The sequence below is a fragment of the Variovorax multivorans genome, assembly GCF_051216835.1.
In the GTDB taxonomy this organism is placed as follows: Bacteria; Pseudomonadota; Gammaproteobacteria; order Burkholderiales; family Burkholderiaceae_C; genus Variovorax.
This window is the reverse complement of sequence record NZ_JBPJZL010000011.1, coordinates 1-16004: the sequence shown is the minus strand read 5'-3', so window position 1 is coordinate 16004 and position 16004 is coordinate 1. Positions and strand designations below refer to the sequence as shown.

The following is a 16004-nucleotide window of genomic DNA, read 5'->3' as shown; positions in this document are numbered from 1 at the left end:
GAACCCTTTTTCTCGGCCAACTCGCTCCGTCTTTTTTTCTTCTGGCAAAAGCGCGCGCGCAGGACGCACCCCGGCGGGCGACGCATGCGTCGCCCGCCGTACAGCCTTTGCTTCCTCTTCTTCCCTCTCTCCTTGGTCGGGTGGCGTCAGCTCATCTCACGCCGCCCGATTCATAGATGTCCCACGCCTCCTTGGCGCTCGCGCCGCGGTGGATCATGGCCATCAGCGCATCGACCACCGCCGACGGATTGGCGTGCTGGTACACATTGCGCCCGTACACCATGCCGACGGCGCCTTCGTCCATCAGCACGCGCGAGCGCGCGAACACCTGCTGCAGGTCTTCGCGCCCGCCGCCGCGCACGAGCACGGGGCAGCGCGCGGCCTGCACCACGCGGTGGAAGTCGGCCGGGTCGCTGGTCGGGTCGGCCTTGACGATGTCGGCGCCCATCTCGCGCGCCAGGCGCACCAGCGTGACGATCTTCTCGGCGTCGCCGTCGACCATGTAGCCGCCTTGCTCGCTGTGCGGGCGCATCACCAGCGGCTCGATCATCAGCGGCATGCCGTAGCGGTCGCAGTCGGCGCGTACGCGCGCGATGTTCTGCACGCACTGGCGAAACAGGTCGGGTTCGTTCGGCAGCATGAACAGGTTGACGACCACGCAGGCCGCGTCGCGCTGCACGGCCGGCAGCACCGGGTCATGCTCGTTCTGCAGCACGGCCCACATCACGCGGTGCGCGGTGGCGTTGTAGGGGTTGCCCATGTCGATGCGCTGCACCAGCGCGGGCTTGTCACGGCCGGGGCGGTCCTGCAGCAGGTCGGCCTGACCGTAGTTGAGCTGGATCGCGTCGGGGCCGGCAGCGACCAGCTTGTCGATCACCTGCGGCATGTCCTCGAGCCCGTTGAGGAACGAGGGCTCGTTGCACACGCCGTGGTCGAGCGCGATGTCCAGGCAGCGCCCGTTGTTCAGCAGCCGGTTCAGGCGTGCGGTCTTGTCCTTCGACATACGAAAGAGATCCTTGCTTGTTTGGTTGTATGACAGAAAAGACAGGTCAGGCCAGCGCGAGCAGATGCCTGCTGGCCGCCGTGTCGATGAGCTGCAGCGCGTCGTCGCGCAGATGCACCGAGCCGGCGCCCGCGTTCTCGATGGCCTGTTTGCTGACGCGCGCGCCGCACAGCGCCACCGAGACGCTGCCGCGTGCCAGCGTCCACGCGATCATCAGTTGGCCGAACGAGCATTCGAGCTGCTTGCGCAGCGGCTCCAGCTCTTCGAAGAAGGCCTTGAGCTTTCCGCGGTTCCCGGCGCTGAAGCGCGGGTTGCTCGCGCGCTGGTCGTCGCCGTTGAACTTGCGCTCGGGGTCGATCGGGCCGGCGAGCAGACCAAGCGCCAGCGACGAATAGCCCAGCACCGCCACGTTGTGCTCGGTGCACAACGGCACCAGCGTCTGCTCGATCTCGCGGTCGATCAGGCTGTAGCGCTCCTGCGCCGCATCGACCGGGCCGTAGCGCAGGTACTCGGCGAGCGTCTCGGGGCTCACGTTGCTCACGCCGATGGCGCGGATCTTTCCCTGCTTCTTCAGTTCGAGCAGCGTGCTCATCGTCTCCTCGACCGGCGTGGTGCTGTCCTGCCAGTGCGTGATGTAGAGGTCGATGTAGTCGGTCTGCAGGCGCTTCAGGCTCTCTTCGCATTCATGGACGATCGACTCGCGTCCGAGGTAGCGATACACCGGGTGGCCGTCTTCTTCAAAGAAGTGCGTTCCCTTTTGCGTGTGCCACACCAGCCCGCATTTGGTGGCGATCACGGCTTCGTGGCGGCGGCCCTTCAGTGCGGTGCCGACGATGCTCTCGGAGCGCCCAAGGCCGTAGGCCGGCGCGGTGTCGATCAGGTTCACGCCCGCGTCGAGCGAAGCCTGTATGGCCAGCACGGCGGCGGCGTTGTCCCCGCCGCCCCACATCCAGCCGCCCATGGCCCAGGTGCCCAGGCCGATGGCCGAGCATTCGATGCCCGAGGGGCCGAGCGTGGTCTTCTTCATGGTCGATGCGTTGTTCATCGCTTGGTCTTTCTCGTGTTCAGGATGTGGTCGATGGTCACGGCTGCGAGCAGGATGAGGCCCTTGATCACGTCCTGCCAGTAAGGCGACACGTCGAGCAGGATCAGCGAGCTGGTCACCACCGACAGCAGCGCCAGGCCCAGCACCGCGCCGAGCACCGTGCCCGATCCGCCCTTGAGACTGGCGCCGCCGATCACCGCGGCGGCGATCACGTTGAGCTCCATGCCCATGCCGAAGGTCGGCGTGGCGGCGCCGAAGCGGGCCGTGTAGATCACGCCGGCAAGACCCGCGGAAGCGGAGCACAGCACCGTGACCCAGAACTTCACGTTGCCCACGCGAATGCCTGAATACAGCGCGGCCTTCTCGTTGCTGCCCGTGTAGAACACGCGGCGCAGCAGGGTGGAGCGGCGCAGCACGAAGTCGCTTGCCACCACGATCGCCAGGAAGATCAGGATCACGGCCGGAATACCGAACAGCGTGCCCTGGCCGATGAACTTGAATTCGGCCGGCAGCGAGAACAGCGACTGCGGCGTGCCCTGCGTGAGTGCCAGGCACAGGCCGCGCACGATCACCATGAAGGCCAGCGAGGCGATGAAGTGGTTCAGGCCGATGCGCGTGACGCAGCCGCCGATCATCGCGCCGATCAGCGCGCTCGCGCCGATGGCCACCAGCCCCGCCGTCCACGGGTCGAAGCCCATGAGGAAGAGCTTGCCCGTGACCACCATCGCGAAGCACACGACCGAGCCCACCGACAGGTCGATGCCGCCGACGATCAGCAGGATCGTCATGCCCACCACCACGATGCCCTCGATGGAGAACGACAGCAGCATCGCGCGCACGTTGTCCCACGTGAGGAAGTAGGGCGACGCGAAGCTCATGCCCACGCACAGCGCCGCGATGATGAGCAGCAAGCCCATCTCTCGCATGCTGCCGAGTTTGCTGGCGGGTTTCACGGGGCCTCCTCCTCCAGTCTGTGGTCGCGGCTGGAGGCCGGGGGCGGCCCCCGCATCGAGTTGTGCCGGGTAGTTCATGCTGTCGTTTCCTCTTCGCAAAGTCCAGAGGCCAGCCGCAGCAGCGCCTCTTCCGTCATTTCGTTGTCTCGCACTTCACCGGCCAGCCGGCCGTCGCGTATCACCAGTGCGCGGTCGCACAGCCCGATGATCTCGGGCAGCTCCGAAGAGATCACGATCACGCCCACGCCCTGGTTGGCCAACTCGCGCAGGATGTGATGGATCTCCGACTTGGCGCCCACGTCCACGCCGCGCGTGGGCTCGTCCATCAGCAGCACCGAGGGGTTGGTGGCCAGCAGCTTGGCGATGGCCACCTTCTGCTGGTTGCCGCCCGACAGGCTCGCCACGTCGATGTCGACCCCGTCCGATTTCAGCTTGAGCTTGGCGCCGAGCTCCACGGCCAGCCTGTGTTCGGCCGAGCGTTGAAGCAGGCCGAAGCGCGAGCTCACGCGCTTCAGCGCCATCGATGCGATGTTCTGCGCAATGGGCAGGTCGAGGTACACACCTGCCGCCTTGCGGTCTTCGCTGAGGTAGGCGATGCCTTCGCGCAATGCGTCGCTGTACTTGCGGATCGTGAGCTGCTTGCCGCGCAGGTGCACGGTGCCTTGCCGTGCGGGGCGCAGGCCGCACACGGTTTCGGCGAGCTCGCTGCGGCCGGCGCCCATCAGGCCCGCGATGCCGAGGATCTCGCCGCGCTTCAGCGTGAAGGACACGCCGTGCACGCGTTCGCCGTCGGCGATGTCGGTCACTTCGAGCACATGCTCGTTCGAGCTGCTGTCTTCCTGCTTCGGCGGGTAGTAGTTGCCCAGGTCGCGCCCGACCATGCGGCGCACCAGGTCGTCGGCGTCCAGTTCGGAGAGAGGGCCGCTGTGCACGTCGCGTCCGTCGCGCAGCACGGTGACGCGGTCGCCGTGCGCAAAGATCTCGGCCATGCGGTGGCTGATGTAGATGATGCCGATGCCCTGCGCCTTGAGGTCGTGCAGCACCCTGAAGAGCGCGGCCGATTCGTTGTCGGTGAGCGCGGCCGTCGGCTCGTCGAGGATCAGCACCTTGCAGTTCAGTGTGAGCGCCTTGGCGATCTCGATGAGCTGCTGCGTTGAAATGCTCAGGTCCTTCACCAGCGCGGAAGGATCGATGTCCTGCCCCAGCCGCTGCAGCACCTTGGCGGCGCGCTCGTTGAGGCTCGCGTAGTTCATCCACGCGTGCTTGCCGGCGTTGATCTCCGGCATGAAGATGTTCTCGGCCACGGTGGCGTCGCCACACAGGGCGATCTCCTGGTGCACCAGGCCGATGCCCAGGCGCATGGCGTGCGCCGGGCCGTCGATGACCACCTGCTGGCCGTCGAGCGAGATCGTGCCCTCGTCCGGCTGGTGGATGCCATCGATGATGTTCATCAGCGTGGACTTGCCCGCGCCGTTCTCGCCGCACAGGGCGTGGATCTCGCCGCGGTGCAGCGTGAAGTCCACGCCCGAGAGCGCGCGCGAAGCGCCGAAGCGCTTGCTGATCCCCTTCAGTTCGAGCAATGCGCTCACTGCGTTCACTCGCCGATTCCCTTGGTGCCGCGGCGGGCGAGGTACTTGTCCCAGTAGAAGTCGTCGGCGTTGGCCTTGCTGACCACTGCGAGCCCGTTGTCCAGGAAGGGCACGGCCATCGGGTTGGTGCCGTTGCGCTTGGCGTCGTTCATCGGGTCGATGAGCGTCGGGTTCTTCGCAAGGAACAGCATCATCATGCCCATGTAGCCCTGCATGCCCTGGTTCGGGTTGATGGCGCCGAACACGTCGCCCGACTTGATCATGTCGAGGATCTTGGCATTCACGTCGCAGCACATCACCTTGATGTTCTTCTTGGTCTCGACCTTGGCCTGCGCCGCGCCGAGTGCCGAGTTGGCCTCGGGCATGAAGAGCGCACCCAGGTTCGGGTTGGCCTGCGCGAGGCTCAGCACTGCCTGGTAGGCCTTGTTCGGGTCCTGGTTGCTGGCGGCGCGGCCGACCAGCTTCATGCCCGGGTGCTTGGCCTTCATGCGGTTCACGAAGGCGGCGATGCGGCGGTCGTGGTTGTCCTGGCCCGGGTTCTCCAGCACGGCGTATTCGCCCTTGCCGCCCAGCGATGCGGCGATGGCGTCGGCGGCCTGCGTGCCTTCGCGGTCGTTGTCGGACGTGATGAAAGAGGTGCGCTTGGAGTTCGGCGAGTCGGCCGCGAAGGTGACGACCGGGATGCCCATCGCCGCCGCGCGGTTGATGGGCTCGATGAACGGGTCGGGGTTCATCGGGTGCAGCAGGATGCCGGCGGGCTTGCGCGCCAGTTCCTGCTCGAACGATGCGAGCTGCTTGTTCACGTCGTACTCCGGCGTGCCGGTGTAGCGGGTGCGAACGCCCAGCGTGCGGCCGAGCTGCTTCATCATTTCGTAGACCGGGAACCAGTACTCGACCCCCGACACCATCACGTTCATCACGTAGACGTCGCTGGGGTTGCCGCGCAGTCCGCCGCCCGCGGCGGGTGCCGCGGCCTGCTGCTGCGCGAATGCGCTGGCGCCGGCCAGGCCGATGCCGGCTGCCGCGGCGGACTTCAGGAAATTACGCCTCATTTTTTGTCTCCTCACGTTGGGTGGGCTCAGCTTGCGATGCTGCTTTTCAGGGCAGCGCTTTGATCCTCTGTGTCACGACAGTTGTTATGACAGGCTAGAATGTACGCGCTGCCCGTTTGACGGGATAACTAGGGGAAACGCTACTGGCAACGCGCTTTTATTCCGCCGAAGCTGTTATGACATGAAGCCAAACATACTGATCGGCATCGACATGGGGTCGAGCAGCCTGAAAGCCCTGGCCCTCGAAGCCGGGAGCGGCCGCTCCATCGCCTTGTCCCGAATGCCACTGCCGCACGACCGGCTGCCTGGAGGGGGGTGCGAAGTGAGCGCGACGGCGATTCGCGCGGCCCTGACCCATGTGCTGCGCGATGTCGCCCACCAGCTCGGCGCCCGCGTGGCCGAGGTCCGCGCCATCGGCTGCACGGGCCACGGCGCGGGGCTCTATGCGCTCGATGCGCGCAATGAACTCGTGGGCGGACGGGCCGTGGCCTCGACCGACCAGCGCGCCGATGCGCGTGCGCGTTCGCTCTCGCTGGGCCATGGCGAGACGCTGTTTGCGGATGTGGGCTGCAGGCCGTGGCCGGGCCAGCCCACCGTGATCGCGGCCGAACTGCTGGGCACCGATGCCGTGCAGCGCGGCGCGGTGCGTCGGCTGCTGTTCGCGAAGGACTATCTCGGCTTTCTGCTGACCGGAGAGATCGCGACCGATGCCAGCGATGCGAGCACCGCCGGGTTGGTGTCGATCGCAACGGGCACGTGGTCGCAGGCGGCCTTCGATGCCTCAGGCATCGCGGACCTCGGCCCGCACGTTTTCGGGCCGCTGTTGCCGAGCGGCGAGGTCGTCGGCAAGCTGCGGCCTTCCGAAGCCGCTCTGTGCGGCCTGCCCGCCGGCATCCCCGTGGCGATGGGCGCCATCGACCTGCTCGCCTCGATGACTGCGATCTGTGCGGAAGGGCGCGCCCGTGCGGTGTCAGTCTTCGGCACCTGGTGCGTGAACGCGGTGATCGGCCCGGTGATCGAGCCCAAGCCCGACGTTGCCGCCGTCGTGAACTTCGGCCGCGAGGACAAGCGGCTCTACATGGAGAACAGCCCGTCGTCGATGGCCAACATCGCATGGCTGGCCGGGGTGCTGGGGCTGCCCGATTCGCGCGCTGTCGTCGACCTGGCGATGTCGGTGCCGCTGGGCGCGGGCGGCCTGCGCTTCCTGCCCTTCGTCAACGGCGGTGGCGGCGTGACGGCGGGCTTCGTCGGGCTCAAGAGCCACCACACGCGCGGCGACATGGCGCGCGCGGTGGTCGATTCGGTCGCCGCGCTGCACGCGCGGCACACAGCGCGCCTTGCAGCCTGCGGCCTGCCCGTGTCCGCATCGACCGTGCTCGGCGGCGGGGCCAGCGACACGCGCCTCGTGCGTTTGCTCGCCGGCTTCCTGGCTCATCCGGTCGAACGCTGCGCCGACGACGAAACCGGCGCGCGTGGTGCCGCCATCTACGCCGCCATGTCGCAAGGCATCGACCACGCCGCGCAGGGCAGCGCATTGCTCGCGCCCTGTGACACGGTCGAGCCCGATGCCGCCGAGGCACGCGCTCATGCCGATTTCAACGCCGGCTTCAACGAACTGATCGACACCATGTCTCCTGTGTTTTCCCATCTGTCGGGAGCTGCGAAATGAGCGCCTGGCAACTGCCCTTCGTGCGTCCGGCTTCTTTGGCTGACCGCCACTTCTCGACAGTCATCGTCGGTGCCGGCATCAACGGCGTGGGCGTGTTCCGCGACCTGTGCCTGCAGCGCGTCGACTGCCTCATCGTCGACAAGGGAGACTTCAGCGCGGGCGCCAGCAGCGCGCCGTCGCGCATGATCCACGGCGGCCTGCGCTACCTGGAGAACGGCAGCTTCTCGCTGGTGGCCGAGGCCACGCGCGAGCGCAACCTGCTGCTGCGCAATGCGCCGCACCTGGTGCAGCCGCTGAAGACGGTGGTGCCGTTGTCGAGCTTCTTCGGCGGGCTGATGAGCAGCGCGCTCAAGTTCTTCGGCCGCACACCGCCGCGGCGCACGCGCGGCCTGCTGGCCGTGGCGGCGGGCCTGCGCCTGTACGACCTGCTGGGCCGCCGCCAGCGCGTGATGCCCAATCACCGCATCAGCCGCGTGCCGCAGAACGACCGAAGCCTGTTCCGCGCTGCGGTGCGCTGGACTGCCACCTTCTTCGATGCATGGATCAGCCACCCCGAATGGCTGATCCTCGAACTCATCGGCGACGCCTGCCGCGACCAGCCGCGCTCGGCCGCCGCCAACTACTGCCGCGTGATGGGTTGCGCGGGCAACATCCTCACGCTGCGCGACGAGATCACCGGCGCGCTGGTGCGCGTGACGGCCGACACCGTGGTGAATGCCAGCGGTGCGTGGCTCGACCGCAGCACCGCTGTGCTCGGCGGCGCAGGCTCGCGCGTGATGGGCACCAAGGGCTCGCACCTCGTGCTCGACCATCCCGCGCTGCGCGATGCGCTCGAAGGCCGCATGGCTTATTTCGAGGCGGTGGACGGCCGCGTGTGCATCGTCTATCCCTTTCTCGACCGCGTGCTGGTGGGCTCCACCGACATTCCGGTGGACGACCCCGACCAGATCGGCACGGAGCCCGAAGAGGTCGACTACCTGCTCGACGTGCTGGCCGAGGTGTTCCCGAACCTGTCCTTCGGCCGCGGCGACGTGGTGTACACGTATGTCGGCGTACGGCCGCTCGCACGCTCTGATGCCGACAAGCCCGGCCAGATCTCGCGCGACCACTCGGTGGTGCTCGACCCGCCGAACGCGACGCGCGACATTCCCATCGTCGGCCTCGTCGGCGGCAAGTGGACGACCTTCCGTGCGCTCGCGGAAGAAGCCACCAACGAAGTGCTGCAGCAGCTGGGCCGCCCGCGCACCGCGTCGACCGAGCTGCTGCCCATCGGCGGCGGTGCTGAGCTGCCTGCCGATGCACAGGCGACGGAGCGCTTCGTCGATCGCATGGTTGCCACCTCCGGCCTGGGCCGCACGCGCGCACAGGTGCTGCTGCGCCGCTACGGATCGAAGGCGCTGCCACTGGCGCAGCGCCTCGGTGCCTCGGGCGACGTGCCGCTGCAGCACGCGCCCGATTACTCGGTCGCCGAACTTTCGTACCTTTGCCTCGAAACCGGCGTGGTCCATCTCGATGACCTCGTGATCCGCCGCACGCTGCTGGCGATTCGCGGGCTCGTCACCGATGCCGCGCTGGCCGAGATGGCTGGCATCGCAGCCGAGGCGCTCGGCTGGGACGCAGCGCAGGCGCATCACGAACTGCAAGCCTGCTCCGCCGCCCTGCGTGAGCGCCACGGCGTTCGGCTTTCGCCGGTGGTGGCCGATGCGCCGCCGTCTTTCGATGCATCATTGATGACTCCTCAGGCCTTGGGCCAGCCCTCAACGTGAACTCTTCGACCGAAACTTCGACCGTGCTCGACCGCGACTCCGAGTCGCCCCTGTGGGCCCAGTTCCGCGATGCGCTTCGACTGCAGATCCTGCAGGGCGCGCTGCCCATCGGCGCCAAGCTGCCGTCCGAAGCCGAGCTCGGCGAGCAGTTCGGCATCTCGCGCATCGTGGTGCGCGAGGCGCTGGCCGACCTGGTGCGCAACAACCTTATCTACAAGATCAAGGGCCGCGGCGCCTTCGTGTCAGCACGCGAACGCGACGAGGACTTCGTCTCTACCGTGCTCGGCTTCTCCGACGAGATGGAGCGCAAGGGTCGCTCGGTGCGCACGCAGATCCTCACGCAGGAGCTGCGCGCGCCCACCGAGCAGGAAGCTGCGTCGCTCGGCTTGAGTGACGACACGCAAGTTGTCGCGCTGAAGCGCCTGCGCAGTGTCGATGGCGAGCTGCGCCTGCTGGTCGAAACGGTGGTGCCCGCCGACCTTGCGCCGGGCCTGCACCGCACGCGCCTGGACGACCGCTCGCTCTACGACGTGCTGCGCCGCCAGTACGGCCTGCGCCTGGTGCGCGCCGAACGCTGGATCGACGCGGTGCTGCCAGACGCCGAGACCTGCCAGCTGCTCAACCTGCCGCAGCCCGAGCCGCTGCTGCGCATCGAATCGATCGCCTACGGCGCCAACGGCCGGCCGCTGGAGCACTACCGCGCGCTGCACCGCTGCAAGACCAGCCGCCTGCACGTGCAGACGACGACCTGAGGTTGATGACGAGAAGCGGCTACAGCAGCCGTTTCAGATAACGCCCCGTGTGGCTCGCCTCGTTCGCCGCGATGTCTTCCGGCGTGCCTTCGCCCACCACCATGCCGCCGCCGGCACCGCCTTCGGGGCCCATGTCGATGAGCCAGTCGGCCGTCTTGATGACGTCGAGGTTGTGCTCGATCACGACGATGGTGTTGCCCGCGTCGCGCAATTGGTGCAGCACCTTCAGCAGCAGCTCGATGTCGGCGAAATGCAGGCCGGTGGTCGGTTCGTCGAGGATGTACAGCGTGCGGCCGGTGTCGCGCTTGCTGAGCTCCAGCGCGAGCTTCACGCGCTGCGCCTCGCCGCCCGACAGCGTGGTGGCCGACTGGCCGAGCTTGATGTAGCTCAGGCCCACGTCGAGCAGGGTGCGCAGCTTGCGTTCGATGGTGGGCACGGCCTTCAGGAATTCGTGCGCGGTCTCGACCGTCATATCGAGGATCTGCGCGATGTTCTTGCCCTTGTAGAGCACTTCGAGCGTCTCGCGGTTGTAGCGCTGGCCGTGGCAGACCTCGCAGGGCACGTACACGTCGGGCAGGAAGTGCATCTCGACCTTCACCACGCCGTCGCCCTGGCAGGCCTCGCAGCGCCCGCCCGCCACGTTGAAGCTGAAGCGGCCCGGGCCGTAGCCGCGCTCGCGCGCGGTGTTGGTCTCGGCCATCAGCTCGCGGATGGGCGTGAACAGTCCCGTGTAGGTGGCCGGGTTGCTGCGCGGCGTGCGACCGATGGGGCTCTGGTCGACGTTGATGACCTTGTCGAAATACTCGATGCCCTCGACCGATTCGTGCGCAGCCGGTTCTTCGTGCGCGCGGTACAGCGTGCGCGCCACTGCCGTGTAGAGCGTGTCGTTCACCAGCGTCGACTTGCCCGAGCCCGAGACGCCCGTCACGCAGGTCAGCAGGCCGACAGGGAAGGCCACGCTCACGTTCTTCAGGTTGTTGCCGGTGGCGCCGACGACGCGAATTTCCTGCAGGTCGGTCTGCGTGGCCAGGTGCGCGGCTTCGCGTGCGGCGCGGCGCTCGGCCGCGGGGCTCGGCGGAAAGCGCGAGGCCTTCTTGCCTTCGTTGAACGCGGGCTTGTTCACGACGGGCAGCCACGCGGTGCGGTGCTTCGGCACTTCGATCTTGCGCGTGCCCGACAGGTACTGGCCGGTGAGCGAGTCGGGGTTGGACGAAACCTCGGCATACGTGCCCTGCGCCATCACCCGTCCGCCGTGCACGCCCGCGCCGGGGCCCATGTCGATCACGTGGTCGGCGGCGTGGATCATGTCTTCGTCGTGCTCGACCACGATCACGCTGTTGCCGATGTCGCGCAGATGCTTAAGCGTGCCGATGAGCCGGTCGTTGTCGCGCTGGTGCAGGCCGATGCTGGGCTCGTCGAGCACGTACATCACGCCCGTGAGGCCCGAGCCGATCTGCGACGCGAGGCGAATGCGCTGCGCCTCGCCGCCCGAGAGCGTCTCGGCGCTGCGGTCCAGGCTCAGGTAGTTCAGGCCCACGTCGTTCAGGAATTTCAGGCGCAGGCCGATCTCGCGCACCACCTTGTCGGCGATGTCGGCCTTGGCGCCGCGCAGCTTGAGCGTGTGGAACCAGGCGAGCGAATCGCGCAGCGTGAGGCGGCTGAGCTCGAAGATCGCCATGCGCGGTGGTTCGCTGCCGTCGGCGGGCCGGTTCGATTCGTCGACCAGGAACACGTTGCGCGCCTCAGGCCGCAGCCGCGAGCCGCCGCAGTCGGGGCAGGGCTGCAGATTGCGAAAGCGCGCGAGGTCTTCGCGCACCATCACCGAATCGGTCTCGCGGTAGCGCCGCGCCATGTTCGGGATGATCCCCTCGAAGGGATGCTTCTTCGTGAGCTTCTTGCCCGCGAAGTTGCCCGACTCCATGGTGTAGTTGAACTTGATCTCCTCGGCGGCCGAACCGTGCAGCAGCACCTGCTGCACCGAGGCCGGCAATGACTCGAAGGGCGCGTCGACGTCGAACTTGTAGTGCTTCGCGACGCTCTCGATCATGCTGAAGTAGTAGCCGTTGCGGCGGTCCCAGCCCTTGATGGCGCCGCTGGCCAGCGACAGCGAAGGAAAGGCCACCACGCGCGCCGGGTCGAACACCTCGCGGTGGCCGAGGCCGTCGCAGCTGGGGCAGGCGCCCACGGGCGAGTTGAACGAGAAGAGGCGCGGCTCCAGCTCCGACAGCGAGTAGTGGCAGATCGGGCAGGCGAACTTGGCGTTGAACAGGTGCTCTTTATCAGCCGCACCCTCGGCGCCCAGCTCGAGTGCAATGGCGCGGCCTTCGGCCAGGCGCAGCGCGGCCTCGAAGCTCTCGGCCAGCCGCTGCTGCATGTCGGCTCGCGCGCGCAGGCGGTCGATGACCACGTCGATGTCGTGCTTCTCGGTCTTCTTGAGCTTGGGCAGGTCGTTGTATTCGTACGTTTGCCCGTCCACGCGAAAGCGCACATAGCCGGCCGCCTGCATCTCGGCGAAGAGTTCGAGGAACTCGCCTTTCTTCTCGCGTGCCACGGGCGCCAGGATCATCAGGCGCGGTTCGCCCGGCAGCGCAAGCGTGGCATCGACCATCTGCGAGACGGTCTGCGCCTGCAGCGGCAGGTGGTGGTCGGGGCAGTAGGGCGTGCCGGCGCGGGCGTACAGCAGGCGCAGGTAGTCGTGGATCTCGGTCACCGTGCCCACGGTGGAGCGCGGGTTGTGGCTGGTGGCCTTCTGCTCGATGCTGATGGCGGGCGACAGGCCCTCGATCACGTCGACGTCGGGCTTGTCCATGAGCTGCAGGAACTGCCGCGCATAGGCCGACAGGCTCTCGACGTAGCGCCGCTGCCCTTCGGCATACAGCGTGTCGAAGGCCAGGCTCGACTTGCCCGAGCCCGACAGGCCGGTGATCACCACCAGCTTGTTGCGCGGAATGTCGAGATCGACGTTCTTCAGGTTGTGGGTGCGCGCACCGCGGATGCTGATGCGCTGCTGCGCGAGCACCGCGCCGAGGTAGGTGGCGCGTTCGCGTTCCGCATCGCGTGCGCTTTCGGCGTCGGCTGCGGTGTCTTCAGTGGATATTGAATTCAAGGGGGCGATCGTCCGAGGGCAACCGGACATGATAGACCGCCGCGCATTTCATGGCGAGTGGCCGGGCTCTGGAGGCTTGGGCGGATGCACCGGCTCGGTGCTGTCTCCGCTGCCCGTACTGCCCGTACTGCTTATGGCCCGGCCGACCATGTGCTCGGCCAGCGTGTCGTACAGCGGGCGGCTGATCATCCGCGAGACCAGGCTGGCCAGCATGGCCGCGGCCATCAGGCTCAACACCATCGAGTGGCCGTCGACCATCTCCATCACGATGATGAAGGCGGTGAGCGGCGCCTGCGTCACCGCCGCCAGGAAGCCGGCCATGCCCATGGCGATGAGCGCCGGCCCCTGGTCGCTGCTGGCCAGCCGCGCCACCGCGTCGCCGATGCCCGCGCCGATCGACAGCGACGGCGCGAAGATGCCGCCCGGCACGCCGCACCAGGCCGTGAGCCAGGTGGCGATGAACTTGAGCACGGTGTAGAGCGGCGTGAGCTCGTCATGGCCCTGCAGCATCTGCTTGACCGCCTCGGAGCCCGCGCCGAAGGTGACGCCGCCCGTCGCCAGCCCGATGACAGCCACGGCCAGCCCGCCGCAGGCCGCGAACCGCACCGGAAAGCGCGCCCGCCAGCGGTTGAAGCGCCCGGCCGCGCCCGTGAGCGAGGCAATAAGCAGTCGCGCGAACAGCCCGCCGGCCGCGCCGCTCAGCAGGGTGACCAGCAGGCCGGGCCCGAGCATGTCCCAGCCCAGCCGGGGTACGCGGATCACGCCGAAGTAGCTCGTGTTGCCGAAGGCCGACACAGCCACCAGGCCCGCCAGCACGATGGCCGTGATGATCAGGCCGCTGGAGCGCGCCTCGAGCCGGCCTGACAGTTCCTCGATGGCGAAGACCACGCCCGCCAGCGGCGCATTGAAGGCTGCCGCGATGCCCGCTGCACCGCCGGCAACCAGCAGCGCCCGGCCATCGATGGTGGTGTTGGGCGAGAGCCAGCGGCGCGCATGCTGCATCACTCCCGCCGCCACCTGGACCGAAGGCCCCTCTCGCCCGATCGACAGGCCGGCCGCGAAGCCCGCCGCGCCCAGCCCGATCTTGGCGACCGTGAGCCGCAGCGAGGCAAAAACGAAGCGCCGCTCCTCGGGCAGGGCCGGATTCAGGGCCGCCTTGATCTGAGGAATGCCCGAACCGCCCGCGCCGGGGAAGAAGCGCAATGTGAACCAGACAATGCCGGCCGTGAGAAGCGGCGTCGTCAGCAGCACTGCCCAGGGCCAGGCGCGGTAGAAGCGGTGGAACTCGCCAAAGACCCAGTCGCTGGCCAGCGTGAAGCCCACCACGAACAGCCCGGCCGCGATGGCGTAGCCCAGCACGATGGCCCGGTCGAGCCAGACGCGGCCGTTCGACAGCTCGGCGCGCAGATGCTCGAAAAAGTCTGGTTCGCGGTTCATCGGAGAGGCCCATTCTGGCACCTGACGGGAGTGCCGCCGGTCGCCTTGGGGCACAATTGAGGGTTCTTCTCAACCTCCTCCTTCATCTACTTATCAGGGGCAGTGCATATGGCATCGGTCAATAAAGTCATCGTCGTCGGCAATCTGGGGCGCGACCCCGAAATGCGTACCTTCCCGAGCGGCGACCAGGTCGCGAACGTCACAGTGGCCACCACCGATCGCTGGAAAGACAAGCAAAGCGGCGAAATGCGCGAAGCCACCGAGTGGCACCGCATCGTCTTCAACGGCCGCCTGGCCGAAATCGCCGGCCAGTACCTGCGCAAGGGCTCGCAGGTGTATGTCGAAGGAAGCCTGCGCACGCGCAAGTGGACCGACAAGGACGGCATCGAAAAGTACACCACCGAAATCCGCGCCGACCAGATGCAGATGCTCGGCAGCCGTCAAGGCCAGGGCGGCCCATCGGGCGGCCCCGAGGACGACGGCGGCTACTCGCAGGGTGGCGGCGGTGGTTATTCGCAAGGCGGCAATGGCGGTGGTGGTGGCGGCGGCGGTTACGCCCCGCGTGCGCCGGCAGCCGCTCCGCGCGCTGCGGCGCCGGCTCCGCGCCAGGCACCGGCCAAGTCGTCGTCGGGCTTCGACGACATGGACGACGACATTCCGTTCTGATCCGGACCTTCGCAGGTTCACGAGCAAAGAGCCGCTTCCCGAAAGGGGGCGGCTCTTTCTCTTTGGGCAGGCCCGTCACGCGTGGCGCCGACCCGCGGGCATCAGCAACTGCTGCACGCCGACATGCACTTCCATCTCGTGCATGTGCGTCTCGGCATCGACCATGTGCTCGGTCATCAGGCGATGCACGGCGTCGGCGTTCTCATCGCGGAAGGCCTGCAGCAGCTTGCTGTGAAAGCCCAGGTTGGCTTCGCCGAAGTGGCGGTGCTCCCACGCATTCTTGTAGACCATGAGGTCGCGCAGCAGGTCGTTGAGAAAACGGCACATGAAGGCGAGCAGGGCGTTGGGACACTTGTCCGCCAGCAGGTTGTGAAACTCCAGCTCGGCGACGCGTTGTGCACGCAACTCGATATCGTTGCGAGGCTCCTGCTCGCACAGGCGGATGGTCTGCTCGATCAGATCCAGTTGCTTCGCGTCGAGCCGGCCGACGACGCTGACCGCCAGTTCGGGCTCCAGGATCTTGCGCAGCTGGTAGATGTGATGCCCGTCCAGATGGTGGAAGTGCAGGAAGTTTCTCAGCGGCTCTGACGCGTGATCGAGCGAGACCTGCTGGAGATAGGCACCGCCGGCCGGGCCCGTGCGCGTCTTGATCAGGCCGCGCACTTCCAGTGCCTTCAGTCCCTCCCGCATCGTGCTTTTCGAGACGCCGAAAAGCTCGACGAGCTCTTTCTCGTTCGGTAGCCGGTCGCCCGGCTGCTTGCGCTCCGTAACGATCCAGCGCTTCACGTCTTCGACGACGAGGTCTGAGAGCTTGGGGCGTTTTCTTGCGCGTTGATCAATGGGGATGCGCTATGCATCATGTACCTGTTAGGCTGGGTACGCGGTTCGATGCTCCAGCCGTGATCCGTTACCTGGCACGAAACAAGTGGGGTGCAGATGACTTCTGTGAGATCTTCGATCGAGGTG

The 16004-nt window shown here is 67.2% G+C and carries 12 protein-coding genes; 4 read left to right on the top strand and 8 right to left on the bottom strand.

Annotation, left to right across the window (positions count from 1 at the left end; all coding sequences use genetic code 11):
- Positions 1-151 precede the first annotated feature (151 nt).
- From ACSFCA_RS25960 to ACSFCA_RS25940, 5 genes are read right to left on the bottom strand one after another with little or no spacing between them, the layout of a single operon-like run.
- Positions 152-1003 carry a class I fructose-bisphosphate aldolase gene (locus tag ACSFCA_RS25960; RefSeq protein WP_258351673.1) on the bottom strand — a complete coding sequence of 284 codons (852 nt, stop codon included), beginning with the start codon at positions 1001-1003 and terminating at the stop codon, positions 152-154.
- Positions 1004-1049: 46 nt separating this feature from the next.
- Positions 1050-2030: an aldo/keto reductase gene (locus ACSFCA_RS25955; protein WP_258355383.1), complete on the bottom strand. Its 981-nt coding sequence runs from the start codon at positions 2028-2030 to the stop codon at positions 1050-1052.
- A gap of 14 nt (positions 2031-2044) precedes the next feature.
- On the bottom strand, positions 2045-3079 hold the full coding sequence (locus ACSFCA_RS25950) for an ABC transporter permease (RefSeq protein ID WP_258351672.1): 1035 nt from the start codon (positions 3077-3079) through the stop codon (positions 2045-2047).
- Positions 3076-4599 (bottom strand): sugar ABC transporter ATP-binding protein, encoded by a 1524-nt coding sequence (locus tag ACSFCA_RS25945; RefSeq protein WP_435461652.1) that lies wholly within the window; start codon positions 4597-4599, stop codon positions 3076-3078. Before ACSFCA_RS25945 ends, ACSFCA_RS25950 begins: the two co-directional genes overlap by 4 nt.
- A complete protein-coding gene (locus ACSFCA_RS25940; protein WP_093076861.1) occupies positions 4596-5642 on the bottom strand; it encodes a substrate-binding domain-containing protein in 1047 nt (348 codons plus the stop codon). The genes ACSFCA_RS25945 and ACSFCA_RS25940 overlap by 4 nt, the downstream gene beginning before the upstream one ends.
- 181 nt (positions 5643-5823) lie before the next feature.
- Between ACSFCA_RS25940 and ACSFCA_RS25935 the strand changes: the two genes are divergently transcribed.
- Genes ACSFCA_RS25935 through ACSFCA_RS25925 form a run of 3 tightly spaced genes read left to right on the top strand, consistent with a single transcriptional unit; the run spans position 5824 to position 9829 of the window.
- Entirely contained in the window at positions 5824-7311 is a 1488-nt protein-coding gene (locus ACSFCA_RS25935; protein ID WP_435461653.1) for an FGGY family carbohydrate kinase, read from the top strand.
- Positions 7308-9077 (top strand): glycerol-3-phosphate dehydrogenase/oxidase, encoded by a 1770-nt coding sequence (locus tag ACSFCA_RS25930; protein WP_435461654.1) that lies wholly within the window; start codon positions 7308-7310, stop codon positions 9075-9077. The genes ACSFCA_RS25935 and ACSFCA_RS25930 overlap by 4 nt, the downstream gene beginning before the upstream one ends.
- Positions 9074-9829 (top strand): GntR family transcriptional regulator, encoded by a 756-nt coding sequence (locus tag ACSFCA_RS25925; protein WP_093053825.1) that lies wholly within the window; start codon positions 9074-9076, stop codon positions 9827-9829. Before ACSFCA_RS25930 ends, ACSFCA_RS25925 begins: the two co-directional genes overlap by 4 nt.
- A 19-nt stretch (positions 9830-9848) precedes the next feature.
- On the opposite strand, the gene uvrA is transcribed toward ACSFCA_RS25925, so the two are convergent.
- Positions 9849-12965 carry an excinuclease ABC subunit UvrA gene (gene uvrA / locus ACSFCA_RS25920; RefSeq protein ID WP_435461655.1) on the bottom strand — a complete coding sequence of 1039 codons (3117 nt, stop codon included), beginning with the start codon at positions 12963-12965 and terminating at the stop codon, positions 9849-9851.
- Between the two features lie 18 nt (positions 12966-12983).
- Complete coding sequence (locus ACSFCA_RS25915) at positions 12984-14372, bottom strand: chloride channel protein (RefSeq protein WP_435461656.1); 1389 nt, start codon at positions 14370-14372, stop codon at positions 12984-12986.
- Between the two features lie 108 nt (positions 14373-14480).
- Here ACSFCA_RS25915 and ssb point away from each other — a divergent pair, with 108 nt between their 5' ends.
- The gene (ssb, locus tag ACSFCA_RS25910) at positions 14481-15038 is read left to right on the top strand and encodes a single-stranded DNA-binding protein (RefSeq protein WP_093076866.1); all 558 of its coding nucleotides are present in this window, start codon (positions 14481-14483) and stop codon (positions 15036-15038) included.
- A gap of 75 nt (positions 15039-15113) precedes the next feature.
- Here ssb and ACSFCA_RS25905 read toward each other — a convergent pair whose 3' ends face one another.
- Complete coding sequence (locus ACSFCA_RS25905) at positions 15114-15878, bottom strand: FadR/GntR family transcriptional regulator (RefSeq protein WP_435477458.1); 765 nt, start codon at positions 15876-15878, stop codon at positions 15114-15116.
- Between the last annotated feature and the right edge of the window lie 126 nt (positions 15879-16004).